Source organism: Stenotrophomonas maltophilia group sp. msm1, from assembly GCF_032025805.1.
GTDB classification, from domain to species: domain Bacteria; phylum Pseudomonadota; class Gammaproteobacteria; order Xanthomonadales; family Xanthomonadaceae; genus Stenotrophomonas; species Stenotrophomonas hibiscicola.
Genome location: NZ_JAVSKH010000002.1, coordinates 385,454 through 411,070 on the forward strand (window position 1 = coordinate 385,454; position 25,617 = coordinate 411,070).

Genomic DNA, 25,617 nt, shown 5'->3' on the forward strand with positions numbered 1-25,617 from the left:
CAGCACGCTGTCCCGCGCCGGAGCTACATCAGGGAACGCTGCGCAGGCTCATCGGCCCGGCTCGTCGTTCCACAGGATTTTATGCAACTGCATCTGGAAGCGCACCGGCAGGCGGTCTTCGACGATCCAGTCGGCCAGCTGGCGCGCGGTGATCTCGCCCTTGCTGGGCGAGAAGAACACGGTGCAGCGCTTCACCAGCTCGTGCTCGGCGACCAGGGCCTTGGCCCAGTCGTAGTCCTCGCGGCTGCAGATGACGAACTTGATCTGGTCGCGGGCGGTCAGCAGCGGCAGGTTTTCCCAGCGGTTGCGCGCCACTTCGGCCGAACCGGGGGTCTTGATGTCGACCACGCGCGATACGCGCGAATCGACCGCGCTGACGTCCAGCGCGCCGGAGGTTTCCAGCGAGACGTCCATGCCGGCGTCGCACAGCTTCTGCAGCAGCACCAGGCAGCGTTTCTGCGCCAGCGGCTCGCCGCCGGTCACGCAGACGTGGCGCACGCCCTGGGCCAGCACCTCGGCCACGATGTCGTCGATGTCCCACCAGGTGCCGCCATGGAAGGCATAGGCCGTATCGCAGTACTGGCAGCGCAGCGGGCAGCCGGTCAGGCGCACGAACACGGTCGGCCAGCCGGCGGTATCGGCTTCGCCCTGCAGCGAGGTGAAGATCTCGGTGATCTTCAGGCGTGGCAGGGGCGACTGCACAATCTCACTGGGCGTGGCGGCGGCGCTGGACGGGGTAACGGCGGTCATGGTGGGCACTTCTTGGTGGGACACGTGGCGGGTGGGCTACCGTGGCCGGTAACGAAAGCAGCCGAGCGTGGGCTCGGCTCTACAACAACAACCGGGCGGGCATGGCCCAGCCGGTAACGAAAGCAGCCGAGCGTGGGCTCGGCTCTACAACAGCAACCAAACGGGCATATCCCTGCCGGTGACGCGAGCCGTCGGGCATGGCCCGGCGCTACCGGATCCGGGCGGGGTTTGCCGGTCCGGAAACGAAAGCAGCCGAGCATGGGCTCGGCTCTACAGGGCACACATTGTACGCCCGGTCCGCGGATCAGCGGATCTGCTTGCCCAGGCGGATGGACTGCAGACGGTCCTGCGCGGTGCGCGCGGCGTCCGAGCCGGGGTACTGCGCCACGACGGTCTCCAGCGTCTGCTGGGCCTGGTCTACCTTGCCCTCGCCGTACTGCGAGAGGCCGATCTTGAGCAGGCCGCCCGCGGCTTTGTCGTGGGTCGGATAGCGCGAGAGCAGTTCACGGAACTGGGTCTCGGCCATCGGGAAATTGCGGGTGGCGTAGTAGCTCTCGCCCAGCCAGTACAGCGCGTTCGGCGCGTAGACGCCATTCGGGTACAACTCCAGGAAGCTCAGGAACAGCTGCGCCGAATCGTCGTACCTGCCGGCCTTCAAGGCATCGAAGGCAACGTTGTAGGAGGTGCGCTCGTCACCGGTGGCGGCGAGGCTGCCGGCATCACCATGGACGGAAGGCGGCCGCTCGGAAGTGGCCGCCGCTGCGGGTTTTGCCGGGGCCGGTGCGGCCTTGGGCGCGCTCGCCGGAACGGGCGGCAGGGCCGGGGCGGCGTTGCCCCCTTCCAACCGGTTCAGGCGGCTGTCCAGATCCAGGTACTGGTCCTGGGCGGACTGCTTGAGCTGGGCGTTGTCGTGCTGCAACTGCTCGATCGAGGCCTGCAGGCTGGTGACCTGCTGCCGCAGCTGATTGATCTGGTTCAACAGGTCCTGGTTGGCACTGTTGTTGTACATCTGCTGCTCGAGCGCGCCGACACGGTCAGCCAGGCTCTGTCGCTGTGCGTGCGCCGGTGCGGCAGCCACGAGGGCTGCCGCAACGACCAGCATCAGTTTGATGCCAATGCGCATGGATTACTGCGCGGTGTAGACGATTTCGACGCGACGGTTCTGCGACCAGCAGGACTCGTTCGACTCGGTGCAGACCGGACGCTCTTCACCGTAGGACACGACAGTCAGCTGCGAAGCCGAACCACCGTTGGCCTGCAGGGCCGAGCTGACGCCGTTGCCACGACGCTCACCCAGGGCCTGGTTGTACGCGCGCGAACCGCGCTCGTCGGTGTGGCCCTGCAGGGTGATGCGCGAGGACGGACGGTCACGCAGGTACTTGGCGTGGCACGCCATGATGGCCTGGAATTCCGGCTTCACGTCTTCCTTGTCCAGGTCGAAGTAGACCACGCGCTGGCGCAGGCAAGCGTCGGTGTCCAGGTCGCCCGGGCCGTACAGGCCGGAGGTCGACGGACCGGTCGGGGTGGTGGTCGAGGTGCCGGTGTCGACCGGGGCTGCCGGCTCTTCCTTCACCTTCTTCGAGCAACCGGCCAGGACGGCCACAGACAGCAGGGAAACAAGCAGAACGCGGGTGGACTTGTTCATGGCGATACCTTTGTGGCTCCTAAGCCGATGAGGGGTTCAAGACAACGAAAATATTAACACTCTTTTAGCGCTGGGTACGGTATGGGGACCATGCCGGTTCGCGCACATCACCGTCAGCCAGGACCAGGCGCTGGCGAACCCGCGCATCGGCCGAAACGGCATACAACACACCACGGCCACCTTCGCGGGCGGCGTACAGCACCATGCTTGCGTTGGGCGCAAAGCTCGGCGATTCATCCAGCGAACCCGGGGACAGCGTGCTCCAGCGGGGCGACCCCAGCGAGCTGTCCATCATCGCGATCTTGTAGCTGTTGCCAGAACCCTGGGCGACGACGATCTTCTTGCCGTCGTAGGACACCGACGGCTTGGCATTGTAGTTGCCCTGGAAGGTCACGCGCTCGGCGCTGCCGCCACCGGCACCGACCTTGTAGACCTGCGGACGGCCGCCGCGATCGGAGGTGAAGTACACCGCGCTGCCGTCCGGTGCCCAGGTCGGCTCGGTATCGATGGCGAAGTGGTTGGTCAGCTGGGTCAGCTGCTTGCTGCCCAGGTCCATGACGTAGATTTCCGGGTTGCCCGAACGCGACAGGGTCAGGGCCAGCTTGCGGCCGTCCGGTGAGAACGCCGGGGCGCTGTTGATGCCACGGAAGCTGGTGACCAGCTCGCGCGCGCCAGTGCCGATGTTCTGGATGTAGATGGCCGAATTGCCACGCTCGAAGCTGACGTAGGCCAGCTTGCTGCCATCCGGGCTCCACGACGGCGACAGGAGCGGCTCGGCCGAACGCACGATGGTCTGCGGGTTGAAGCCGTCGGAGTCGGCCACCATCAGCGCATAGCGCATGGCGTCGCCCTTGCCGCTGGCAGTCACGTAGGCGATGCGGGTCCAGAAGGCGCCGCGGATGCCGGTGATCTTCTCGTAGATGGCGTCGGCCATCTGGTGGGCGACGTCGCGCATGGCGTTGCCGCGGGCAGTCATCGCCAGGCCCAGCAGGCGCTCGCCCTTGGGCACGTCGAACAGTTCGTATTCGACGCGGTAGGCACCGGCACCGGCGTCGAGTACGCGACCGACCACGATGTAGTTCTGCTTCAGCGCGCGCCAGGTGGCGAACTGGATGTCGCCGCCACGCACCGGCTTTTCGACGATCTGCGCTTCCGGCAGCGTGCGGAACTGGCCCGAACGCTCCAGGTCGGCACGGACCACGCCGGCGACGTCGGTCTGCGGAGCGGCCGACGAACCCTGGTAGGGCATCGGCACGATGGTGATCGGCAGCGCGGAGGCATTGCCGCCGATGATGTCGATATCCAGCCCCTTCTGCTGCGCGACGGCAGCAAAGGGCAGCAACAGGGCCGCAAACACGGCAAGCCAGCGAGGCATCTTTTTCATGGAGCGCTCAATAGGGGAAACCGGAACGAGGGATAGCAAAGCAGGAGTGAACCGCTTCGCAATCATGAACCAAGGGTACGTGAATTCCGGGTCAGTTCCAGCCCGTCCTCTCACGCACCGTTAACGTCGTGGCTAACATCGCACCTGCCTGCCCCGGTCACTCCGCCCAGCGGGGCGGTGTTCGACAGAAGCCTAAAGCCTGCCCGGCCGAAACCGAGCACACCAGAGGCAAGCGCGACATCCATGGGCAGGAGTGGCCCGAGCCCCCCCTGCCCTGCCCGCCTCAGCGATCCTGGGCGGTAAAAGTGAAGTTGAGCGTGCGCGCGAACACCGACTCGAAGCCGCGGTACGGCAACGGCTGCGCATTGAGCACGGCGGCCTCGATCGAACGCTTGCCGGCCTCGTCGTACGGGCAGTTCGGGCTGACCTTGGCCTGCATCACTGTGCCACCCGGAATCTGGGTGATGGTGATCTGGCAGCGCTGGCCCAACGGCACCGTATCCGGACGCACCCACTGCGACAGCACCTTGGCCTGGATCGCGGCAGCGTACTTGGCCGAAAGATCATCGCTGTTACCACCACCACCGGCGGCTGGCTGGGATGCACCGCTGGAACCGGCGGCGGCACTGCCGGCAGCATTGCGCGCGGCGGCGACCTCGCGCAGCTTCCGCTCGGCCAGCTTGGCTTCCTTCTCGGCCTGCTCGCGGCGGGCACGGATCTCGGCGATCTTCTTCTGCTTCTCGGCCTCGGCCCTGTCAGCGGCCACGCGCTCCTGCTCGGCCTGCTTCTTCTTCTCGTCCGCTTCCTGCTGCTTGGCCAGACGCAGCTTCTGCTCCGCTTCTTCCTGGCGCTTGCGTTCGGTCAGGTCGATCTGTTCCTGGCGGCGCTTGGCTTCCTGCTCCTGCTTGGCCTTCTCCTGCGAGATGGCCAGCGCGCTCACTGCTTCCTGGTCCTTGGTGTCCGGCTGTGCGACGCGCTCCTGCGCCTGTTGCTGCTGGGGCGTGGGCGCGTCCTGCGGGCGCGGCTCGGGAATCGGCTGCGGCGGCGGAATGGTGTCTTCCGGCACCGGGATCGGCTCGGCCACCGGCGGCGGCAGGTCTTCCAGCTTTTCCGACTGGCGCAGGGCCTGGCGCGCGGCGGACGCCTCAGACGCGGACAGCGCCAGGCTGGCCTCCACCGAAGGGTCACCGGCAGCGGCATCGGTGTTGCGCTCGGGTGACCAGAACCAGGCCACGATGAAGACCAGCGCGACCAGCAGGTGCACCAGCAGTGCCAGTGCCAGGGGCAGGCCCCAGCCGGGTTCGCGCTGATGCGAAGGTGGCAGGGCGTCAGCGTGCATCGGTGGCCAGGCCTACCTTGTCTACCTTGGCGCGCTTGATCACATCCATCGCGGCGATGACCTTCTCATAGGCCACGGCGCGGTCGGCGGCGACGATCACGCGCACGCCCTTGTCCTGGGCGGCAATGCCAGCCAGGCGGCCTTCCAGTTCCTCGGCCGACACGGCGGCCGGTTCCTTGGCGTCGGGCAGCTTCAGGCTGAGCTGGCCGTCCTGGCGCACCGAGACGATCACCGGGTCCTGCTTGCTTTCCAGCGCCTTGGCGTTGGATTGCGGCAGGTCGACGTCGAAGCTCAGGGTGAGCAGCGGCGCGGTGACCATGAAGATGATCAGCAGCACCAGCATGACGTCGATGTAGGGGACGACGTTGATTTCCGATTTCAGCTTGCGGCGCTTTCGGCGGCCGATGGCAGCGGACATGGCTTGGACTCCCGGGTCAGGCGCTTACTCGTCGCCAGCGCTCTGGCGCTGCAGGATGGAGCTGAACTCTTCGGCAAAGGTCTCGAACCGCACCGACATGCGCTCTACGCGGGTGGTGAAGCGGTTGTAGGCCCACACTGCCGGGATCGCCACGAACAGGCCGATGGCGGTGGCAAACAGCGCTTCGGAGATGCCCGGCGCGACGGCGGCGATACCGGCCTGCGCACCGCTGCTGATCATGTCGTGCATGGTCACCATGATGCCGAACACGGTACCGACCAGGCCCACGTACGGCGCGGTCGAGCCGATGTTGGCCAGCAGTTCCAGGTTGCGCTCAAGCTGGTCCACTTCGCGGGTGTAGGTGGTACGCATGGCACGCTGCGCGCCTTCCAGCTGCGCACGGCCGTCCAAGCGGCGCTTGTCGCGCAGGCGGGTGTACTCGCGGAAACCGGCTTCGAAGATGGCTTCCAGGCCGGTCACGCTGCGGCTGCGGTCGGTGGCGGCGCTGTACAGCTTGCCCAGGTCGGCGCCTGACCAGAAGCGGTTCTCGAACTCGTCGGCTTCGCGGGTGGCCTGCTTGAACACGCGTGCCTTGCGGAAAATGATCACCCAGCTGACGAACGAGCCGACCAGCAGGAGCAGCACGATGATCTTCACCGGCAGGCTGGCCTTGGCCATCAGTTCGAGGTAGTTGATGCCGCCGCCGGTGGTGGCCTGGGCAAGGGTCTGTGTCGCGGCGTTGCTGACGTCGGCCGGCAGTGCCTCGGTGACCGTGGCCTGCAGGGCCAGGAGCGTTGCGATCATCCGTTGTTCCTCAGTGTTCGGATTCGGGGTGGAGGTGGGGTTGCAGCACGGCAAGGACGGCCTCGTCCATGCCACGCGGGCGGAAACTGGCCGCGTCCAGTGCGGCGATGCGGACCTGGGCCGACAGCAGCAACTCGCCGTCGCGCAGGATCTGCTGGTCGAAGACCATGCTGGCCTTCTTCAGCTGGACTAGACGGGCGCTCACCTGCAGGGTGTCATCCAGCCGTGCCGGCCTGATGAAATCCATCTGCATCGAGCGCACCGCGAAGACCATCCCATGCTCGGCGCGCATGCGCTCCTGGCCGTAGCCGAGCGCACGCATCCATTCGGTCCGGGCCCGTTCCATGAAGGCCACGTAGCGGGCGTGGTAGACCACGCCGCCTGCGTCGGTATCTTCCCAGTAAATGCGTGTCGGCCAACTGAATAGTGGCTCAACCAACATCGGGAACCTCCGCGAACAGGTCCTGCGGCGGGTTCTTCGGCTTCAGGCCCATGTGCCGGTAAGCCTTGTGGGTGGCCATGCGGCCACGCGCGGTACGCACCAGGAAGCCCTGCTGGATCAGGTAGGGCTCGACCACGTCTTCCAGCGTGCCACGCTCCTCGGACAGGGCCGCGGCCAGCGACTCGATGCCGACCGGGCCGCCATCGAAGTAGTCGACCAGGGTCCTGAGCAGGCGCCGGTCGAGCTCGTCGAAGCCTTCCGGATCAACCTTGAGCATCTTCATCGCGGCCTGTGCCACGGCCTCGTCGATGTGGCCGCCCGCCTTTACCTGCGCGTAGTCGCGCACGCGGCGCAGCAGGCGGTTGGCGATACGCGGGGTGCCACGCGCGCGGCGCGCGATCTCCCCTGCCCCATCGGCGGTGCAGTCGATGGCCAGGATCGCCGCCGAACGGCGCACGATGCGGGTCAGCTCTTCGACGCTGTAGAACTCCAGCCGCTGGACGATGCCGAAGCGGTCACGCAGCGGTGCGGTCAACAGGCCGGCACGGGTGGTGGCACCGATCAGGGTGAACGGCGGCAGGTCGATCTTGATCGAGCGGGCAGCGGGGCCCTCGCCGATCATGATGTCGATCTGGAAATCTTCCATCGCCGGGTACAGCACTTCCTCCACCACCGGCGACAGGCGATGGATCTCGTCGATGAAAAGCACGTCGTGCGGCTGCAGGTTGGTCAGCAGCGCAGCCAGGTCGCCAGCCTTCTCGATCACCGGGCCGGAGGTCACGCGCAGGGCCACGCCCAGTTCGTTGGCAATGACGTGGCTGAGCGTGGTCTTTCCCAGGCCGGGCGGCCCGAAGATCAGCACGTGGTCGAGCGCGTCGCCGCGCCCCTTGGCCGCTTCGATGTAGATCTCCATCTGCTCGCGCACCGGGGCCTGGCCGAGATAGTCGGCCAGGCGCTTGGGGCGGATGCTGGCGTCGGCGGCGTCATCCTCGCGGGTGGCGCCGGCGCCGATGATGCGGTCGTCGGTCATGTGCTGATTATGCGGCAAAAGCGGGGTGATTCGGCCGGGCTGCGCCCGGCACCCCCCCCCCCCCCCCCCCCCCCCCCCCCCCCCCCCCCCCCCCGCCCCCCCCCCCCGCCCCCCCCTCGAAGGGATGCATCATCGTGTGGCTCAGGCCACTTCGTCGTCGCTGGACGGCGGCTGGTCGCCGACGGTCCACAGGCGCTCGAGGGCGTAGAACTCACGCACGCGCGGCAGCATCACGTGGACGATAACGTCGCCCAGGTCGACCAGCACCCACTCGGCCTCGCGCTCGCCTTCCACGCCCAGTGGCATCACGTCCAGGTTCTTGGCGAAGCGCACGACTTCATCGGCAATCGACTTGACGTGGCGGGTCGAGGTGCCCGAAACGACGATCATGTAATCGGCAACGCTGGACCGGCCGCGCACGTCGATCTCGACCAGGTCCTTGGCCTTCAGGTCTTCGGTGGCTTGGCGGACGCTGGCCAGCAGTTCCGGCACGGACGGCGGCGGGCTGGGAAGATCGACCTTGATGGTCTGGGGCTGGGTCTGGTTGCTCAAAGTGGATCGACTCGATAAACGTGGGGGCGATTATACGGGGATGGCGCGGCCGCGCCATTCACGCCGTGGCCGGGCGGTACAGCCCGTGTGCAGCGACATAGTCGGCCACGGCCGGTGGCAGCAGTGCGCGCCAGGGGCCGCCAGCGGCAATCTGCGAGCGCACGGCGCTGGCTGATTCCTCGCGCAGCGGGTGGTGCAGGCGCAGGACGCGCCCGGCCGGGCTGGCGAACAGGGCCTGCTCATTGTCGGCCCAGCGCCCTTGCAGGGCACGCCCCAGCTCGCCATCGATCGACGCCTGCAACGGACTGCCCGGCCGTTCGGCCACCACGAAGTGGGCCAGGTCGAACAGGGCCTCCCATTCGTGCCAGCCGGACAGGCCCAGCAGGCTGTCGGCGCCCACCAGCCAGGCCAGCGGCCGGCTCGGGCCCAGCTCGCCACGCAGCTCGCGCAGGGTGTCGACGGTGTACGACGGACGACCGGGGCAGCGGGCGGCACGATCCAGTTCGCGGCGGTCCAACAACAGCCCCGGCTCGTCGCCGATGGCCAGCGACAACATCGTGCAGCGCTGCTCAGCGGTGGCACCGGGCACCGCGCGGTGCGGCGGATCGGCGGCCGGCAGCAGGCGCACGGCGACCTGCAGTTCATCACGGGCCGCACGCGCGATCGCCAGGTGCCCCAGGTGCACCGGATCGAAGGTGCCCCCGTAATAGATCCGCAGGCTCATTGCTCAGGCCCGCGCCAACAGGCGCACGGCACGCGGTTCGGCCACCACCACCAGCAGGCGCTCCAGCGCCAGCCAGGCATCACCCTCGGCGCGGCCCTTGGCGATGCGGTCAACCAGCCCGGCTTCGGCCACGAAGCGTTCCCAACGCTTGCTTTCCGGATGCCGCTGCAGCGCGCGCTTGTACGGGGCCTGCCGCGATTCCCAGATACCGCGCGATTTCATTTCAGCCGCCAGGTTGCCGCCACGGGCCTGCACCCGGGCCAGGCCAGCGCCCGCCAGCAGCTCGCGGATCACCATCGGCATCAGCGCAGCCACCGCCTCGCCCTCGCCGCGCAGTCCGGCCAGCATGCGCAGCACCGCCGGCGGTTGGCCGGAAAAGGCCGCTTCCACCAGCCGGAACACGTCATAGCGGGCGGCATCGGCCACCAGCGACTCCATGCGCTCCACGTCCAGCGGCTGGCCATCGGCCAGCAACGCCAGCTTATCGATTTCCTGGGCAGCAGCCAGCAGATTGCCTTCCACCCGCTCGGCCAGGCGCTGCACGGCGGCAGGATCGGCACGCAGTCCCTTGCCACGCAGGCGGCGCTCGATCCAGTCCGGCAATTCATGCGGCTTGACCGCCCAGGCCACCGACAGCACGCCGATGCGGTTGATCGCTTCGGCCCACTTGCCCTGGTGGGCCTTGCTCCATTCACTTGCGGTGATCATCAGCACCACGTCCGGCGCCGGGTTGGCACAGAACTGGCTGATCACTTCGGCCCCGTCCCTGCCAGGCTTGCCGCTGGGCAGGCGCACCTCAACCAGGCGGCGGGCACTGAACAGGCTGGGCGCGTTGAAGCTGGCGTCGAGCTGGTTCCAGTCGAAATCACGGCCATCGGCGTCGAACACTTCACGTTCGCCGATGCCGGCGGCGCGTGCGCGTGCGCGGATGGCGTCAGCTGCCTCCAGCACACGCAGGGTTTCCGGGCCGGCAATCAGGTAGACCGGCGCCAGCGCGGTATCAGCGCCCTGGCTGGCCAGCTGCTCCGGACGCAGTTCCATGGCCGCGGCTCAGTGCTTGGCTGCGGGGACCGGCTCGGCCGGTACCGCGCCTTCAATCGGCTTGGCTTTCGGCGCCGACAGGCTGCCGCCCTTCTCGAGCTCGGCACGCACCACGCTGTCGATGCGGCGGATGATCGAGGCGGACATTTCCCGGCGCAGCTCGTTGGCCAGGATCTCGCGTTCGGTGGTGGTACCGGTGGCGTCGGTCGGTGGCGACACGTAGTCACGCGAGAGCTCGATCACCTGCTGCGGCACCAGTTCGCTGCCATCCTCGCGACGGAAGATGAAGATCACCGCATAGCGCAGGCTGTACTCCTGGGCGCGGCCCTGCGAGTCGATGGCGATCGGCAGGTCGCCCCAGCGCTCGGACAGCACCTGCAACTGGGTACTGGGTTCGTTGCTGTCCTCATCAGCCAGCCTGGCACCGGAAGCCAGCAGGCTGCGGTTGAGCAGCTTGACCAGTTCACTGTACGGGGCGGTGGATACCACCTTCACCGGGGCGGTGTCGGTGGGCAGCATCAGCTTGTTGCGCAGATGGAAGCCGCAGCCGGCAAGGCCGAGGACAAGAACGAGGGCAAGCAGGATTCGGGTCATGGAGACAGTCTGGCGGAGCCGGGCGATCACGGCAACACACAGCCTGCCCGAAGCCGCGTGAATGCAGGGCCATCAGACGCCTGGCCCTGCACCGGAATGGCACCGGCCACCTCGCGGGCGCCGGTGCGGATACATCAGGCGGCGACGATGTTCACGATCTTGCCCGGCACGATGATGATCTTGCGCACCGTCAGGCCTTCCAGGAACTTGGCCGCGTTGGGCTCGGCCAGCGCCAGTGCCTCCACCTGCTCGCGCGCGGCGTCGGCCGCCACGTCGATGGTGCCACGCAGCTTGCCGTTGACCTGCACCGCCAGGGTCAGCGCGTCGCGCACCAGCGCACTGGCATCGGCCTGCGGGAACGGCTGGTCTTCCAGCAGCGTCTCCGCGTGACCCAGCACCTGCCACAGGGCGTGGCTGGCATGCGGGGTGATCGGGTTCAGCAGCAGCACGATGGCCTGCAGCGCTTCCTGGCGCACCGCACGGCCCTGCTCACTGCCGTCCTCGAACTTGGCCAGTGCGTTCATCAACTCCATCACCGCAGCGATCGCGGTGTTGAAGCTGTGGCGGCGGCCGTAGTCGTCACCGACCTTGCCGATGGTTTCGTGGGTCTTGCGGCGCAGCGCCTTCTGGTTGGCGTCCAGTGCTGCAACATCCAGCGCCGGGGCGGCGCCGTCGGCGGCATGCTTCTGCACCTGGGCCCAGAGGCGGCGCAGGAAGCGGGCCATCCCGTCCACGCCGGCCTCGTTCCACTCCAGCGACTGCTCCGGCGGCGCGGCGAACATCGAGAACAGGCGCACGGTGTCGGCGCCGTACTTGCCGACCATCGCCTGCGGGTCCACGCCGTTGTTCTTCGACTTGGACATCTTCTCGGTGCCACCGACCACCACCGGCTGGCCGTCGGCGATCAGGGTGGCGCCGGTGATGCGGCCGCGCTCGTCGCGCTGCACTTCCACATCGGCCGGATTGATCCAGTCCTTCGAGCCGTCCGGGTTCGGGCGGTAATAGGTTTCGGCGATCACCATGCCCTGGCACAGCAGGTTGCGCGCCGGTTCGTTGCTGTCCACCATCCGCGCGTCGCGCAGCAGCTTGTGGTAGAAGCGGAAATACATCAGGTGCAGGATCGCGTGCTCGATGCCACCGATGTACTGGTCCACCGGCAGCCAGTAGTTGCCGCGCTTGTCGACAGCGTCACGGGCACCCGGCGAGGTGTAGCGGGCGTAATACCAGCTCGACTCCATGAAGGTGTCGAAGGTATCGGTCTCGCGCTCGGCCGCACCGCCGCAGTCCGGGCAGGTGGTCTTGCGCCATTCCGGGTCGGTCTTGATCGGCGAACCGGTACCCGAGAACGCCACGTCCTCCGGCAGCACCACCGGCAGTTGTTCTTCCGGCACCGGCACCGCGCCGCACTTGGCGCAGTAGATCACCGGAATCGGGCAGCCCCAGTAGCGCTGGCGGCTCACGCCCCAGTCGCGCAGGCGGTAGTTGACGCGGCGCTGGCCCTGGGCCTTGCGCTCGAAGCGTTCGGCCAGCGCTTCGAACGCGCCCTGGAAGTCCAGGCCGTCGAATTCGGCCGAGTTGACCAGCTCGAAGGCACGGCTCTTGTCGCTGTACCAGTCCTGCCAGCGGCTGCCGTCCCAGGTGCGCTCTTCGTCGGTGCGCGGATCCTTCAGCGCGATGACCTGCTTGATCGGCAGCCCGTACTTGTTGGCCACTTCATTGTCGCGCTGGTCATGGCCCGGCACCGCCATCACCGCGCCGGTGCCGTAGCCCATCAGCACGAAGTTGGCGACCCACACCGGGACCGGCTCGCCGGTCACCGGGTGCAGCGCGCGCAGGCCGGTATCCATGCCGCGCTTTTCCTGGGTTTCCAGCTCGGCTTCGGACACCCCCCCCTGCTTCAGGTCGACCAGCAGCGCGGCCAGTTCCGGATTGTTCTTCGCCGCGTGCAGCGCCAGCGGGTGTTCGGCGGCAATCGACACGAAGGTCACGCCCATCACCGTGTCCGGGCGGGTGGTGAACACACGCAGCGGGTCCAGCGCGCTGCCGTCGACATCGCGCACGTCGAACTGGATCTCCAGGCCTTCGGAACGGCCGATCCAGTTACGCTGCATGGTCTTTACCGATTCCGGCCAGCCGTCCAGCTCGTCCAGGCCATCCAGCAGCTCCTGGGCATAGTCGGTGATGCGCAGGAACCACTGCGGGATCTCGCGCTTCTCGACCAGGGCACCCGAGCGCCAGCCGCGGCCGTCGATGACCTGCTCGTTGGCCAGCACGGTCTGGTCGACCGGGTCCCAGTTCACCACCGCATTGCGGCGATAGGCCAGGCCCTTGCGCATCAGGCGGGTGAACATGCGCTGCTCGTGGACGTAATAATCCGGGCGGCAGGTGGCGAACTCGCGCGACCAGTCGATGGCGTAGCCCAGCGACTTCAGCTGGCTGCGCATGTGGTCGATGTTCTTGTAGGTCCACGCCGCTGGCGCGGTCTTGTTCTTGATCGCGGCGTTTTCCGCCGGCAGGCCGAACGCGTCCCAGCCCATCGGCTGCAGCACGTTGTGGCCGGTCATGCGCTTGTAGCGGCTGATCACGTCGCCAATCGTGTAATTGCGCACGTGGCCCATGTGCAGCGCACCGGACGGGTACGGAAGCATCGACAGGCAGTAGTACTTCGGCTTGTCCGAAGTCTCGTCGACCTCGAAGGCACGGGTAGCGTCCCAGTATTGCTGGGCGGCGGATTCAACCTGCTGCGGGTCGTAGGCGTTGGTTTCAGCGCTGGTCATGGAACACGCGGATGCGGCGGCAAAGCGGTACAGCGTACCGCAGTGCGGCAAACGTCTCCAATCCTGCCCGCCGGAGGCAGGCGCCGCGACGCCCCGGGAGGCGTCTCAGCGTGGGCGCGACAGCGGCAGGGCCGCCCCCAGCCAGACTGCCCAGCACGCAAACGCCAGCCGTTGTGCCAGCGGCGCCGGCAGTACGCCCTGCGGGGCAAACGCGGCCAGCGCGGCCAGCATGCCGCAGCCCAGCGCCAGTACGCCCAGCGCGCGGCCATGCACCTGGCGCAGACCGGATACGGCCAGCAGCAGGGTTCCGGCGACAAAACCCAGCACCCAGATCATCCAGGCGCTGGCATGCAGTTGGCTGGCCGGCCCGTGCAGGTCATCCACATCCAGCGGCAGCAACCCCATCGCGGCGAAGGCCAACCCGGCCAGCAGCAGCATCTGGCTGCCCACCCGTGGCGCCCAGCCGGCGGTTGCCGGCAGCCCGCGGCGCAGGCACTCGGCCACGATCGCCGCCAGCAGGCCCGGCAGCACGAAGCCCAGCAGATTGAAGGCCAGCGCATGCGGCACCCCCTGCGCGCCCAGCAGTGCCACCGGATGACGGGCTTGTGCGTAGCCGTCCAGGCCGGCGCCGAAACCGATCACTGCCAGTACAAACAGCAGCGCGGCGACCAGGCCAGGCAGGCGCAGCAACGGGGACAGGGACGACATGCAGACTCCGGAAAGTACGGCGAGAGGAAGACTGCATTGTCAGGCATTTACCACAACCCGGGTTGAGACCGGCATCGATCGTCACCATAGAATCGGACTCCAGACGCCAAACGATGCCTCCCCCATGACCGAGACGACCTACGTATTCGACGCCACCACTGCGACCTTCGAGGCCGAAGTCCTGCAGAAGTCGCTGCAGACGCCGGTGCTGGTCGACTTCTGGGCCACCTGGTGCGGGCCGTGCAAGACCCTGGGCCCAATGCTGGAAAAACTGGCCGCCGAGTACAACGGCGCCTTCGAACTGGCCAAGGTCGATGTCGACAAGGAACAGCAGATCGCAGCGGCCTTCCAGATCCGCTCGGTGCCGACCGTGTTCCTGGTCAAGGGCGGCCAGCTGGTGGATGGCTTCCCGGGCGCGATTCCGGAAGGCCAGCTGCGTGAGTTCCTGGCCCAGCACGGCATCGTGCCGGCCGATGTCGGCGACGCCGCGCCCGAAGATGACGCCCCGCTGGACCCGCAGGCGCAGGTCGATGTGCTGCGTGCCCAGATCGCCGCCGAGCCGGACAAGGACGAGCTGAAGCTCGACCTGGCCCTGGCCCTGCTGCAGATCGGTGGCGTGGACGAAGCCGGCACCCTGATCGACGGCCTGCCCGCCAATCTGGCCACCGACGACCGCGCCGTGCGTGCCCGCGCCCGCCTGGCCTTCGCCGCCGCGCTGAAGGATGCCCCGGCCGCTGAAGTGCTGGACGCCCGCATCGCCGCCGATGGCAAGGACCTCAAGGCCCGCCATCTGCGCGGCGTGCAACTGTTGCTCGGGGGCCATGACGAAGCTGCGTTGGCCCAGTTCCTGGAAATGCTGCGGATCGACCGCACGTTCGAGGAAGGGCTGCCGCGCAAGGCCCTGATCGACGCCTTCAATGTGATCTCCGACGAGGACCTGGTCGGCCAGTACCGTCGCCGGATGGCCTCGCTGCTGTTCTGAACGGGAGCCGTCCTCGTTCAGAATCCCTGCACTGAACGCGGGCAATAATGCACTGGATGGCGGCCGTGCGGCCGCCACGATCCGTTCGGGGGGATGAGGTCGGGGCCATGGGGTCTTGCAGCTGCGCCCCCGCATTGCCGGGATTGCAAACTGTGACCTTCGTCCGCTCGCTGTCGTTCGCCATGCGCTTCCAGGGCGCGCTGCTCTGCGCTCTTCTCTTCCTGCCGGCCATTGCCGCGGCCCAGGACTGGAACTACCGGGTCCGTCCCGGCGATACCCTGTGGGACCTGGGTGGCCTGTATCTCAAGCCCTCGGTACGCTGGCAGCAGCTGCAACAGCACAACCGCATCGACAACCCCTACCAGCTGCCGCCGGGGCAGCTGCTGCGCTTCCCGATCAGCTGGCTGCGCATCGAACCAGCCCCCGCCCGCGTGCTGTCGGTAAGGGGCAAGGTCGAACTGTCCGGCGCCGATGGCAGCGCCACGCGCGCGCTACTGGCCGGGGAACAGCTTCGCATCGGTGACACGGTGCAGACCGAGGGCGACTCCAGCGTCACGCTTGAATTCGCCGACGCTTCCCGCCTGCAGCTGCGCGAGCATTCCCGGCTGCGCCTGGACCAGCTCAGCCGTTACGGCCACACCGGCATGGTCGATACCCGCGTGCGCCTCCAGCAGGGCCGCGCCAGCAACCGGGTGACGCCTGCCCGTGGCCCCGCCTCGCGCTACATCATCGATGCACCTACGGCGACCAGCAGCGTACGCGGTACCGTATTCCGGGTCAGCGCCGGTGACGCCGGCCATGTGGCTGCCACCGAAGTGCTGCAGGGCAAGGTGCAGGTCGGCAACATCCACGGCAAGCGCCTGGTCCAGCCTGGACAGGCCAGCCTCAGCAGCAGCGCCGATACGGCGCCGGATGCTGTCTCCGCCCTTCTTCCAGCACCGCAGCTGCGCAGCGACGGCATGCGCCTGGCGCCCTTGCCGGCCCTCCTCGCCTGGGACCCCGTCGACGGCGCCGCCCGCTACCGCGTTGAAGTGGTGCTGTCGGCAACGCCGGAAATCCTGCTGTTTGCCGCCACCACCACCGATACCCGGCTGGCGATCGGCGACCTGCCCCCCGGCCAGTTGCGCATCCTGTTGCGCGCCGTGGATGCGCAGGGTGTGGAAGGCCTCGACGCCAGCGCCGATTTCGAACTCGGCGACCAGCCCCCGCCGCCACTGACGGTGGCCCCGCTGCACGGGCAGACCATCAACAGCGACCGACCGCGCTTCCGTTGGAGCCAGGCGCCCGGTGCGCGCAGCAGCGTGCTGCAGATTGCCGCCGAGCCGAACTTCGAGCAACCGCTGCAGGAACAAAGCACCCCGGGCACCGACCTGCGCCTGGCGCAGCCGCTGCCGCCCGGCCAGTACTTCTGGCGGGTGGCCTCGCGCGATGGCAACGGCCACCAGGGCCGCTATGGCCAGGCCCTGCCCTTGCAACTGAGCAATGAACCGGTCGACCCGGCCCTGCAGCCGCCTGAGGCCACGCGTGGCGAACTGACCCTCCGCTGGCAGGCCGGCAGCGAAGGCCAGCGGTACCGGGTGCAGGTGGACCGTCGAGGCGACTTCCGGGCCCCCCTGGTCGACCAGACCGTAAGCGAGCCGCAGGTCAGCTTCAAGCAGCCGTGGAGCGGCACCCTGCATGTGCGCGTGCAGTACATCGACGACGACGGGCATGCGGGCGAGTACTCGCCGGCCCAGCAGATCAAGCTGCCTTGCCGTCTGTGCTACGGCGCTGGTGGCGGCGCCCTGCTGCTGTTGCTGTTGTTATGAGGCGCTCGCCGCTGCCGTGGTCGAAGCGGATTCTGCTGGCACTGCTGGCCGGCGTGCTGACGGTGATCGCCAGCCACGGCCAGTGGCTGTGGCGCCAGGACGAAGCCGCCTATGACGCCATGGTTGGAAATTGGGAGTACCGCCCCGACCCCAGCGTGCTGATCGTGGCCATCGACGAGGGCAGCCTGCAGCGCATCGGCCAATGGCCCTGGCCCCGTTCGGTCCATGCGCGCCTGCTGGACCGGCTGACCGACGCCGGTGCCGAGCGCATCGCACTGGACCTGATGCTGTCTGAGCCGGATCGACGCGACAGCCAGCAGGACGATGAACTGGCCACAGCGATCCGCCGCAGTGGCCGGGTGGTGCTGCCAGTGCTGGCGGCGCCGGCCGCCGGCGACCGCATGGCCGAGGAAATGCTGCCGATTCCGCAGATCGCGAGCAGTGCTGCGGCAATCGGCCATACCGATGTGGAAGTGGACGGCGATGGCGTCGCGCGCGGTGTGTATCTGCATGCGGGCATCGGCAAGGCCCATTGGCCGGCATTGGGCCTGGCGCTGGCCGACCTGCCGCCGGGCACGGTGCACGGCCTGCCCGATCCCGATCCGCAGATCGGTTCGCCCTATCAGTGGCGACGCGACGACTACGTGCGCGTGCGCTATGCGGGGCCGCCCGAGCGCCTGCCGCAGGTGTCCTATGCCGACGTACTTGATGGTCACGTGGACACGGCGATGCTGCATGGCCGCCGCATCGTGGTGGGCATGACGGCCAGCGGCATCGCACCGCGGCTGTTGACCCCGACCACCCGCGAGTACTGGATGAGCGGCAGCGAATACCAGGCCAACATCGCGTCGATGCTGCTGCAGCACAAGCAGATCGATCTGCTGCCACGCCTCTGGCAGCACGCCATCAGCGGCGTGCTGGCCGCGTTGTGCGTGCTCCTGCTCGGCCTGCGCCTGCCATGGCTTGCCGCACTGTGCTCGCTGCCGCTTCCACCGCTGCTGAGCTGGTTGCTGTTGCGTGCCGGTGACCTGTGGTGGGCACCGGCAAGCGCAATGCTGGGCATCCTGCTGGTGTTGCTGTCCTGGGCGATCTGGCGGATCTCGGCCTGGCACCGCCAGGCCAACCGTGATGCGCTGACCGGCCTCGGCAATCGCCTGCGTTTCGAGCAGTCACTGCAGCAGGAATGCGATGCCGCGCGCCGCAGTGGCAGGTCCTTGAGCCTGGCACTGATCGACGTCGACCATTTCAAGCGCCACAACGACCGCCACGGGCATCAGGTCGGCGACCGCGTGCTGCGCGATGTTGCACGGCTGATCGGTGCGCATGCACGGCGCCCACGCGACATGGCCGCGCGCTACGGTGGCGATGAGTTCGCACTGGTGCTTCCGGATACCCCGGCCGAAGGCGCACGCCAGGTCGTCGAGGACCTGATCGCCTGCGTGCGTGTACTGCCGGCCCCCGGTGATGGCAGCGACGGTGCCGTCACCCTCACCATCGGCGTGTTCACCCGCGTGCCTGACGGCACGCTGCAACCGCATCATTTCGTCGAAGGCGCCGACGCCGCGTTGTACCAGGCCAAGGCCAACGGCCGCGACGGGTATGTGATCGACGACAAGGCGTGACCCTCGCCGCCGCCGGGGTGCAACATACGCATGCGAATGGCTAGACTGGGCGCCTCGCCCTGCGTCCCCGCACCCGCACCCGCATGAACGCTCACCTGTTCCGCTTCGGTATCAATCTCTGGCCACCGTTCCTGTTCACCGGCATCCATGTCACCCGCATCACGCCGGACTACCGGCAGATAGATGTCGAGCTGCGCCTGCGGCCATGGAACCGCAACTACGTCGGCACGCACTTTGGCGGCAGCCTGTTCGCGATGACCGATCCATTCTGGATGCTGGGCCTGCTGCACATCCTCGGGCGCGACTACTACGTGTGGGACCGAGCAGGCGCCATCGACTTCCTCAAGCCCGGCCGCGGCACCGTACGCACGTCATTCCGCATCGACGACGCGCTGCTGGATGAACTGCGCACGGAAGCAGCCAGTGGTGAGAAGGTGCTGCGCTGGTTCAGCAACGACGTGGTCGATGAGAGCGGCGAAGTGGTCGCCCAGGTGCGCAAGCAGGTCTACCTGCGGTTGAAGCCACACGCACGCTGAGCGCGCCTCAATCGCGCGCCAAGGCAGCCGAAGCTGGCTCCGCCTGCAGCGGTACCGTCAGCCACGGGTTCTCATCAGCGCTGCGCGCTGGAGAGCGCCGCGGCACCTGCAGATGGTGGCCATCTGCGGACAGCTGCGGCGACCGCACCGGCGAGCGGAACTGCGCAGGCAACCGCTGCAGCGCCTCAGCCGGGTCTTGCGCCTGCTGCCGCAACCAGCGCTGGGCGCCAAGCAGGCGCAGCATCGCCGCCGCGTCCTGGGACCGTGACGAATACGCAGGATAGACGGGCGCGGCAATCTCGGTCAGCACGCACCCCATCACATTGGACAGGCAACCGAAATCCCGCTGCGGCGGCGCTTGTAACGGCAGCGGCCGATCGGCCTCCAGCGCGGCCGTGGCGGCTGCGCCACAGGCCCAGCCAAGATTGCCGGCCACGCGCGCCAACGTGCTGCTCCGATCCAGCACCAGGACGCCACCAAATTCCCGGGCCGAGGACTCGATCGCCGCCCGGCTCATCGCGTACTCGCCCTGCATCGCACGGCACAGGCTCTGTTCCTCGGCCCGCAACGGCTGCATGGCCTGTTCGCACTCGGCCGGCAGGGGGTGGTCGGCAGGCAGTTCAACCAGCATGTCGGCCAGCAGCTGGGCATTGGCCTGCACCAGGCTGGCACCGATGATGCTCTCGACCAGATAACTGCTGCCGGGCACCAGCCGCCGGCCCAGCTGCAGGCCACGGCAGGCACCACGCAGGGCACCGTCAATGTCACCCTGCACATAGGCCAGCGCGCGTGCACTGGTGGCGTCCATCACTACGCCATAGGCCGGCAACGGGACCAGAATGCCCTCGCCCTTCGGCGGGAACGGCGACGCGAAGTAGTCGGCGTCGGCCAGCTGATCCAGCCGCGCATGCAACTGCTGGTGCCCGGCGTGGGCCTCCACGAAGCGTTGCGGGTCCGCGCGGACCTGGGCGAGACAGCCGCTGGCGGCCGGCCCGCAACTGGCCCCGGGCCGCGAGTGCAGCTCGGCATGGTTGGCTACCAGGTGTGTCCGGCCGCTGCTTCCGCCATGTGCATCGGCTTCCCAGCGCCGTACATCCTCGGCCAGCGCCTGCTCGCGCTGCTGGGCATCCAGATCGTCGAACGGCAGCGTCCACAACAGTGCATATCCATTGCGGCCGCTCACCGGCAGGCGTGCTTCCAGTCGCTGCTGCGCCTGCAGGCGCGATTCGGGCACCGGCCACATGCGCGAGGCGCACCACACCACGATGGCCAGCACCAGCAGGCCTGCCAGGGTCCAGCCCAGTCCGCGCAGAATCTTCAACACAGCTTCCCTTCCATGTGCCGTTGCCGCAGTCGATTCCCCAGCGTAATCGACCGGCCGTGACCGCTACAATGCGCGCATGTCGCTCGAAGCCCCCGCCCTGGTCCCCCGCCCCTCCCTGCAGCGCCTGTTCCTGACCGGCCTGCTGACCCTGCTGCCGATCTGGCTGACCTGGGTCGTGGTCAAGTTCGTGTTCGTGCTGCTGTCGGGTATTTCCAGCCCGCTGGTGGTGCCGCTGTCCGAACAGATCGCAACCAGCTTCCCGCACTATCTGGGCTGGGTCCGCGCCGAGTGGATCCAGGACACCATCGCCCTGCTGGCGACCCTGCTGGTGATCCTGGCGGTGGGCGTGGCCAGCCGCCGCGTGCTTGGCCAGCGCCTGCTGCGCTGGGTCGGCGCGGTCATCAAGCGCATCCCCTTGGCCAGCATCATCTACGACAGTGCCAAGAAGCTGCTGGACATGCTGCAGACCGAGCCGGGCAGCACCCAGCGCGTGGTGCTGATCGACTTCCCGCACCGCGACATGAAATCGGTCGGCCTGGTCACCCGCGTGATCAAGGAACACGGCACCGACCGTGAGCTGGCCGCGGTGTACGTGCCCACCACGCCGAACCCGACCTCGGGCTACCTGGAAATCGTGCCGGTGGAACTGCTGACCCCGACCGACTGGACCGTCGACCAGGCCATGAGCTTCATCATTTCCGGCGGAGCCGTGGCGCCGTCCAGCGTGCCGTTCACCCGCGCCGGCGAACGCACCGGCGAACGCACCGGCGAACGCACCGAATGACCCCGGCGCCGATCGAGCGCCCGCTGCAGGACCGCGCGGTCCTGTTGTTCATCGTGCTGGCCGCGTTCTTCTGCGGCAATGCGGTGCTGGCCGAGCTGATCGGGGTGAAGATCTTCGCGCTGGAAGACACCCTCGGCATCGCTCCACTGAACTGGAACCTGTTCGGCCAGACCGGCTCGCTCAGCTTCACCGCCGGCACCCTGCTGTGGCCGGTGGTGTTCATCATGACCGACACCATCAACGAGTTCTTCGGCAAGCGCGGCGTGCGCTTCATCTCGTGGCTGGCGGTGGTGCTGATCGGCTACGGCTTCCTGTTCGCCTTCGCCGCCATTTCACTGGCGCCGGCCAGTTGGTGGGTCACGTCGATGGATGGCCACGGCGTGCCCGATTACCAGGCCGCGTTCGCAGCGGTGTTCGGCCAGGGCATGTGGACCATCGCCGGTTCGCTGGTGGCCTTCCTGCTGGGCCAGCTGATCGACGTGGCCGTGTTCCATCGCATCCGCCAGGCGACCGGTGAGCGCCACGTGTGGCTGCGTGCGACTGGATCGACCGCGATCTCGCAGGTGGTGGACAGCTTCGTGGTGATCTGGATCGCCTTCGTGCTGGGCCCGCAACACTGGCCGACCTCGCTGTTCCTGGCGGTCAGCAGCGTCAACTACATCTACAAGATGGGTTTTGCGATCGCACTGATTCCGTTGCTGTACCTGATGCGGCGTGCCATCACCCGCTATCTGGGGGCCGAGCGGGCCGCATCGTTGCGGGCTGCCGCTGCGGCTGACTGAAGCCCCAGCAGCGGAAAGCTGACTGCGCCCTCACGCTGGCCGTACGCGGCCGGATCGTGCAAGCTCCACGGTCTGTGTTCCACGGAAGCTCCTGATGCCGCATCCCACCCGCGTCCTGGCCGTCGCCATCGCCGCGTTGTTCCTGTTCAGCGCCGTGCCGTCGGCCGAAGCAGCGAAGAAGAAGGCCAGCCGCCCTGCCGCCGCGCAGACCCGCCAGGCTGCCAAGCCCAAGGCCAGGCCCGCCCGCGCCACCGCGCCGGCGCGTGGCAGCTCGGCGCGCCGCGCCGCGCCCCGCCCGGTCGCCCCGGCCCGGGCCGTACCCAAGCAGGTGCAGCTGGAGCGCCTGTACGATGAATACTGGGATGCCTCGATGCGGTTGAACCCGCTGCAGGCCACGTTCCAGGGGGAATCGCGCTACAACGACCAGCTGCCCAACATCCTGTCCGCCGCCTGGCGCCAGCAGTCGCACGACTTCACCACGCAGTGGCTGGGCAAGGTCGAAAAACTCGGCAGTGACGGCCTGCAGGGCCAGGACCTGCTCAGCTACGAGATCTTCGTGCGCGACGCGCGCGCCTCACTGGTCGCCGAACGCTACCCGAGCTGGATGATGCCGATCAGCCAGTACTACAACATCGGCAGCATCATGGCGATCCTCGGCTCCGGTGCGGGCGCGCAGCCATTCAACACCGTGCAGGACTACGACACCTGGTCACGCCGTTCGCTGGGCATTCCCGAGCTGTTCGACCAGGCCATCGACAACATGCGCCAGGGCATGAAGGCCGGCGTGGTGCAACCACGCGACCTGATGGAAAAAGTGCTGCCGCAGCTGGATGCGGTGATCAAGCCGACCGCCGAGGAGAGCATTTTCTGGTCGCCGATCCGCACCATGCCCAACACCATCGGGGCGGAGGACAAGGCGCGCATCAGCGCCGAGTACAAGCGCATGATCGAGCTGCGCATCATGCCGGCCTACCGCGCCCTGCGCGGCTTCATCGCCACCGAATACCTGCCGGCCACGCGCACCAGCAGCGGCCTGGGCGCGCTGCCCGATGGCCAGGCCTGGTACGCCAGCCTGATCGTGCAGACCACCGCCAGCGACCAGAACGCCGCGCAACTGCACGCGCTGGGCGAGCAACGCGTGCAGGAGCTGCAGGCGCAGATTGCCACCGTGATGAAGGATGCCAAGCTGCGCGGCACGCCGACCAAGCTGCTGCGCAGCATGCGCAACGACCGCCAGTTCCAGTACGGTGACGCCAACGCATTGATCAACCGCTACCGCCAGGTGCAGCAGCAGGTCAACGCACGCCTGCCGCAGGTGCTCGATACGCTGCCGAAGTCCGCACTGGACGTCCGTGCGGTGGAACCGGAGCGTGCGCTCACCGCCGCGGCAGCGGCCTATCAGCCGTCCGCAGCCGGACAACCGGCCGTGTTGTACGTGAACACCCGCGACCTGCCCAGCCGCAAGCGCTGGAACGTGCCGGTGCAGTACCTGCATGAAGCGATTCCCGGCCACCACGTGCAGCTGGGCCTGCAGCAGGAACTGGCCAAGCTGCCACGCTTCCGCCGCCTCGGTGGCGATCTCGCCTTCGTCGAAGGCTGGGGCCTGTATGCCGAAACGCTGGGTGAGAACCTGGGCATCTACACCGATCCCTACGACCGCATCGGCTACCTGTATTCGCGCCTGCTGCGCGCCGCCCGCGTAGTGGCCGACACCGGCGTGAACGCACAGGGTTGGAGCAAGCAGCAGGCCGTCACCTACCTGCAGAAGACCGTGGACATGAGCAGCGACGACGCCAACGCCGAAGTCGAGCGGATCATGGCCCAGCCCGGCCAGGCGCTGTCCAACGTGGCGGGCCTGACCACCATCGTCGCTCTGCGCGACAAGGCCAAGGAACGCCAGGGCGCCGCCTTTGACCTGCGCCGTTTCCACGCCGAACTGCTGAAGGACGGCTCCATGCCGCTGGACGTGCTGGGCCGCAAGATGGAACGCTGGATGGCGCAGCCCGCCAGCGCCACACCAGCCCCTTCACCCTGACCCCTCCGGAGCCGCCATGCGCCCTGCCGTCGCCCTGTTCGCCGTCGTGCTGGGCCTGCTGCCAGTGGCGGGCTCCGCCGCGCCGGTGCTGACCCCACCGGATGCGGGCATCGACGGCCTGATGCAGGCCTACGATGGCCGGGTGCCCGGCGCCGCCGTGCTGGTGCTGCATGACGGGCAGCCGGTGTTCCGCCGTGGCTACGGCCTGGCAGTGGTGGAGGACGGTACTGCGGTCACTGCCGCCAGCAACTTCCGGCTGGCCTCGGTCAGCAAGCAGTTCACCGCTGCGGCGGTGCTGCTGCTGGTGGAGGATGGACGGCTGCGGTTGAATCAGCCTGCACGACAGTGGCTGCCCGAACTGCCGCCGGCTGCAGCGGCCATCACGATCCGCCAACTGCTCTCGCACACCAGCGGCCTGCTCGATTACGAAGACCTGATGGACCCGGCTGACACGCGGCAGGTGCATGACGCCGACGTGCTGACCCTGCTGTCGCGCGAGGACCGCCTGAATTTCGCACCCGGCACGCAGTACCGCTACAGCAACAGCGGCTACGCGCTGCTGGCCCTGATCGTCGGCCGCGCGTCCGGCCAGGATTTCGCCGCCTTCCTGCAGCAGCGCATCTTCCGCCCACTGGGCATGGCGCATACCGTGGCCCACCAGGACGGCGTGGACACGGTCGCCGCGCGCGCCTATGGCTACAGCCGGATCGACGGCCGCTGGCAGCGCACCGACCAGAGCACCACCAGCGCCGTGCTCGGCGATGGCGGCATCTATTCCTCGCTGGACGATCTCGCCCGCTGGGACGCCGCGCTGCATGACGACCGGCTGCTGTCGAAGGCTTCGCGCCGCGCGATGTTCAGCCCGGCCACGGCCACATCGGAACCGGACGTGCCGCATTACGGTTTCGGCTGGCGCCTGAACGGCCCGGTGCAATGGCACAGCGGCGAGAGCATCGGCTTCCGCAACGTGATCGTGCGCCACCCGGAAAAGCACCTGACCGTGATCGTGCTGACCAACCGCAACGATCCCGAACCGTACCCGCTGGCGCAGAAGATCGCCCAGCGCTGGCTGGACACTCTGCAATGAACACCGGTTCCGACGCCCTGCTGGGCATCCACCACGCCGCACTGATCTGCAGCGACTACGCACGCTCGAAGGACTTCTACGTGCGCATCCTCGGCCTGCGCGTGCTGGCCGAGAACCACCGCGCCGCGCGCGACTCCTGGAAGCTGGACCTGGCCCTGCCCGACGGCGGCCAGCTGGAGCTGTTCTCCTTCCCCTCACCACCACCGCGCCCCAGCCGCCCCGAAGCCCAGGGCCTGCGCCACCTCGCGTTCCGGGTGGCTGCACTGGAACCCTTCATCCAGCGCCTGGCCGCGCATGGCGTCGCCTGCGAACCGATCCGCATGGACGAATACACCGGCCGCCGCTTCACCTTCTTCGCCGATCCGGATGGCCTGCCGCTGGAGCTGTACGAAGTCGGTTGAGCGTTTTTCAATCGTGATTCATCCATGCATGGCATGGATCTACGTGTC

The 25,617-nt window shown here is 67.8% G+C and carries 25 protein-coding genes; 9 read left to right on the top strand and 16 right to left on the bottom strand.

Features of this window, described 5'->3' with window-relative positions:
* Window positions 1–48: 48 nt before the first annotated feature.
* The 15 genes from queE to ROV95_RS09455 form a co-directional block, all read right to left on the bottom strand.
* A complete protein-coding gene (gene queE / locus ROV95_RS09385; RefSeq protein WP_021203149.1) occupies window positions 49–750 on the bottom strand; it encodes a 7-carboxy-7-deazaguanine synthase QueE in 702 nt (233 codons plus the stop codon).
* 304 nt (window positions 751–1,054) lie between these two features.
* Entirely contained in the window at window positions 1,055–1,873 is an 819-nt protein-coding gene (gene ybgF / locus ROV95_RS09390; protein WP_019660125.1) for a tol-pal system protein YbgF, read from the bottom strand.
* Between the two features lie 3 nt (window positions 1,874–1,876).
* Window positions 1,877–2,395, bottom strand: coding sequence for a peptidoglycan-associated lipoprotein Pal (gene pal / locus ROV95_RS09395; RefSeq protein WP_005418510.1), 519 nt, complete (start codon window positions 2,393–2,395; stop codon window positions 1,877–1,879).
* Window positions 2,396–2,459: 64 nt separating this feature from the next.
* On the bottom strand, window positions 2,460–3,779 hold the full coding sequence (gene tolB, locus ROV95_RS09400) for a Tol-Pal system beta propeller repeat protein TolB (RefSeq protein ID WP_019660126.1): 1,320 nt from the start codon (window positions 3,777–3,779) through the stop codon (window positions 2,460–2,462).
* 283 nt (window positions 3,780–4,062) lie between these two features.
* Window positions 4,063–5,118 carry a cell envelope integrity protein TolA gene (gene tolA / locus ROV95_RS09405; RefSeq protein ID WP_312544131.1) on the bottom strand — a complete coding sequence of 352 codons (1,056 nt, stop codon included), beginning with the start codon at window positions 5,116–5,118 and terminating at the stop codon, window positions 4,063–4,065.
* Window positions 5,108–5,536: a protein TolR gene (gene tolR, locus ROV95_RS09410; protein ID WP_006438804.1), complete on the bottom strand. Its 429-nt coding sequence runs from the start codon at window positions 5,534–5,536 to the stop codon at window positions 5,108–5,110. Before tolR ends, tolA begins: the two co-directional genes overlap by 11 nt.
* Before the next feature lie 24 nt (window positions 5,537–5,560).
* Window positions 5,561–6,340, bottom strand: coding sequence for a protein TolQ (gene tolQ, locus ROV95_RS09415; RefSeq protein ID WP_005410752.1), 780 nt, complete (start codon window positions 6,338–6,340; stop codon window positions 5,561–5,563).
* A gap of 10 nt (window positions 6,341–6,350) precedes the next feature.
* Window positions 6,351–6,782, bottom strand: coding sequence for a tol-pal system-associated acyl-CoA thioesterase (ybgC, locus tag ROV95_RS09420; RefSeq protein WP_019660128.1), 432 nt, complete (start codon window positions 6,780–6,782; stop codon window positions 6,351–6,353).
* Window positions 6,772–7,812, bottom strand: a complete 1,041-nt coding sequence (gene ruvB, locus ROV95_RS09425) for a Holliday junction branch migration DNA helicase RuvB (protein ID WP_233653833.1) — start codon at window positions 7,810–7,812, stop codon at window positions 6,772–6,774. The genes ybgC and ruvB overlap by 11 nt, the downstream gene beginning before the upstream one ends.
* Before the next feature lie 141 nt (window positions 7,813–7,953).
* Entirely contained in the window at window positions 7,954–8,364 is a 411-nt protein-coding gene (gene rsfS / locus ROV95_RS09430) for a ribosome silencing factor (RefSeq protein ID WP_005410536.1), read from the bottom strand.
* 58 nt (window positions 8,365–8,422) lie between these two features.
* Window positions 8,423–9,088: a nicotinate-nucleotide adenylyltransferase gene (gene nadD / locus ROV95_RS09435; protein ID WP_019662112.1), complete on the bottom strand. Its 666-nt coding sequence runs from the start codon at window positions 9,086–9,088 to the stop codon at window positions 8,423–8,425.
* Window positions 9,089–9,091: 3 nt separating this feature from the next.
* Window positions 9,092–10,129 carry a DNA polymerase III subunit delta gene (gene holA / locus ROV95_RS09440; protein WP_312543908.1) on the bottom strand — a complete coding sequence of 346 codons (1,038 nt, stop codon included), beginning with the start codon at window positions 10,127–10,129 and terminating at the stop codon, window positions 9,092–9,094.
* Between the two features lie 9 nt (window positions 10,130–10,138).
* On the bottom strand, window positions 10,139–10,723 hold the full coding sequence (gene lptE, locus ROV95_RS09445; RefSeq protein WP_019662114.1) for an LPS assembly lipoprotein LptE: 585 nt from the start codon (window positions 10,721–10,723) through the stop codon (window positions 10,139–10,141).
* A 134-nt stretch (window positions 10,724–10,857) separates the two neighbouring features.
* Complete coding sequence (gene leuS, locus ROV95_RS09450; RefSeq protein ID WP_026347280.1) at window positions 10,858–13,500, bottom strand: leucine--tRNA ligase; 2,643 nt, start codon at window positions 13,498–13,500, stop codon at window positions 10,858–10,860.
* Between the two features lie 105 nt (window positions 13,501–13,605).
* Window positions 13,606–14,208, bottom strand: a complete 603-nt coding sequence (locus ROV95_RS09455) for a DUF998 domain-containing protein (RefSeq protein ID WP_312544135.1) — start codon at window positions 14,206–14,208, stop codon at window positions 13,606–13,608.
* Window positions 14,209–14,332: 124 nt separating this feature from the next.
* On the opposite strand from ROV95_RS09455, the gene trxA reads away from it, so the two are divergent.
* The 4 genes from trxA to ROV95_RS09475 all read left to right on the top strand — a co-directional run bounded on the left by trxA (window position 14,333) and on the right by ROV95_RS09475 (window position 19,156).
* On the top strand, window positions 14,333–15,190 hold the full coding sequence (gene trxA / locus ROV95_RS09460; RefSeq protein WP_019662117.1) for a thioredoxin: 858 nt from the start codon (window positions 14,333–14,335) through the stop codon (window positions 15,188–15,190).
* A 107-nt stretch (window positions 15,191–15,297) separates the two neighbouring features.
* Window positions 15,298–16,998, top strand: a complete 1,701-nt coding sequence (locus tag ROV95_RS09465; RefSeq protein ID WP_111104269.1) for a FecR domain-containing protein — start codon at window positions 15,298–15,300, stop codon at window positions 16,996–16,998.
* Complete coding sequence (locus ROV95_RS09470) at window positions 16,995–18,620, top strand: CHASE2 domain-containing protein (RefSeq protein WP_019662119.1); 1,626 nt, start codon at window positions 16,995–16,997, stop codon at window positions 18,618–18,620. The genes ROV95_RS09465 and ROV95_RS09470 overlap by 4 nt, the downstream gene beginning before the upstream one ends.
* 83 nt (window positions 18,621–18,703) lie before the next feature.
* A complete protein-coding gene (locus ROV95_RS09475; RefSeq protein ID WP_019662120.1) occupies window positions 18,704–19,156 on the top strand; it encodes a DUF4442 domain-containing protein in 453 nt (150 codons plus the stop codon).
* Between the two features lie 7 nt (window positions 19,157–19,163).
* Here ROV95_RS09475 and ROV95_RS09480 read toward each other — a convergent pair whose 3' ends face one another.
* Window positions 19,164–20,480, bottom strand: a complete 1,317-nt coding sequence (locus ROV95_RS09480) for a hypothetical protein (protein ID WP_312544138.1) — start codon at window positions 20,478–20,480, stop codon at window positions 19,164–19,166.
* A 76-nt stretch (window positions 20,481–20,556) separates the two neighbouring features.
* Here ROV95_RS09480 and ROV95_RS09485 point away from each other — a divergent pair, with 76 nt between their 5' ends.
* From ROV95_RS09485 to ROV95_RS09505, 5 genes are all read left to right on the top strand, one after another.
* A complete protein-coding gene (locus tag ROV95_RS09485) occupies window positions 20,557–21,264 on the top strand; it encodes a DUF502 domain-containing protein (protein ID WP_197651462.1) in 708 nt (235 codons plus the stop codon).
* Window positions 21,261–22,046, top strand: coding sequence for a queuosine precursor transporter (locus ROV95_RS09490; protein ID WP_049437362.1), 786 nt, complete (start codon window positions 21,261–21,263; stop codon window positions 22,044–22,046). Before ROV95_RS09485 ends, ROV95_RS09490 begins: the two co-directional genes overlap by 4 nt.
* A 94-nt stretch (window positions 22,047–22,140) precedes the next feature.
* Window positions 22,141–24,081: a DUF885 family protein gene (locus tag ROV95_RS09495; protein ID WP_312544139.1), complete on the top strand. Its 1,941-nt coding sequence runs from the start codon at window positions 22,141–22,143 to the stop codon at window positions 24,079–24,081.
* A gap of 16 nt (window positions 24,082–24,097) precedes the next feature.
* The gene (locus tag ROV95_RS09500; RefSeq protein WP_312544140.1) at window positions 24,098–25,168 is read left to right on the top strand and encodes a serine hydrolase domain-containing protein; all 1,071 of its coding nucleotides are present in this window, start codon (window positions 24,098–24,100) and stop codon (window positions 25,166–25,168) included.
* On the top strand, window positions 25,165–25,569 hold the full coding sequence (locus ROV95_RS09505) for a VOC family protein (protein WP_312544141.1): 405 nt from the start codon (window positions 25,165–25,167) through the stop codon (window positions 25,567–25,569). Before ROV95_RS09500 ends, ROV95_RS09505 begins: the two co-directional genes overlap by 4 nt.
* The last annotated feature ends 48 nt before the right edge of the window (window positions 25,570–25,617 follow it).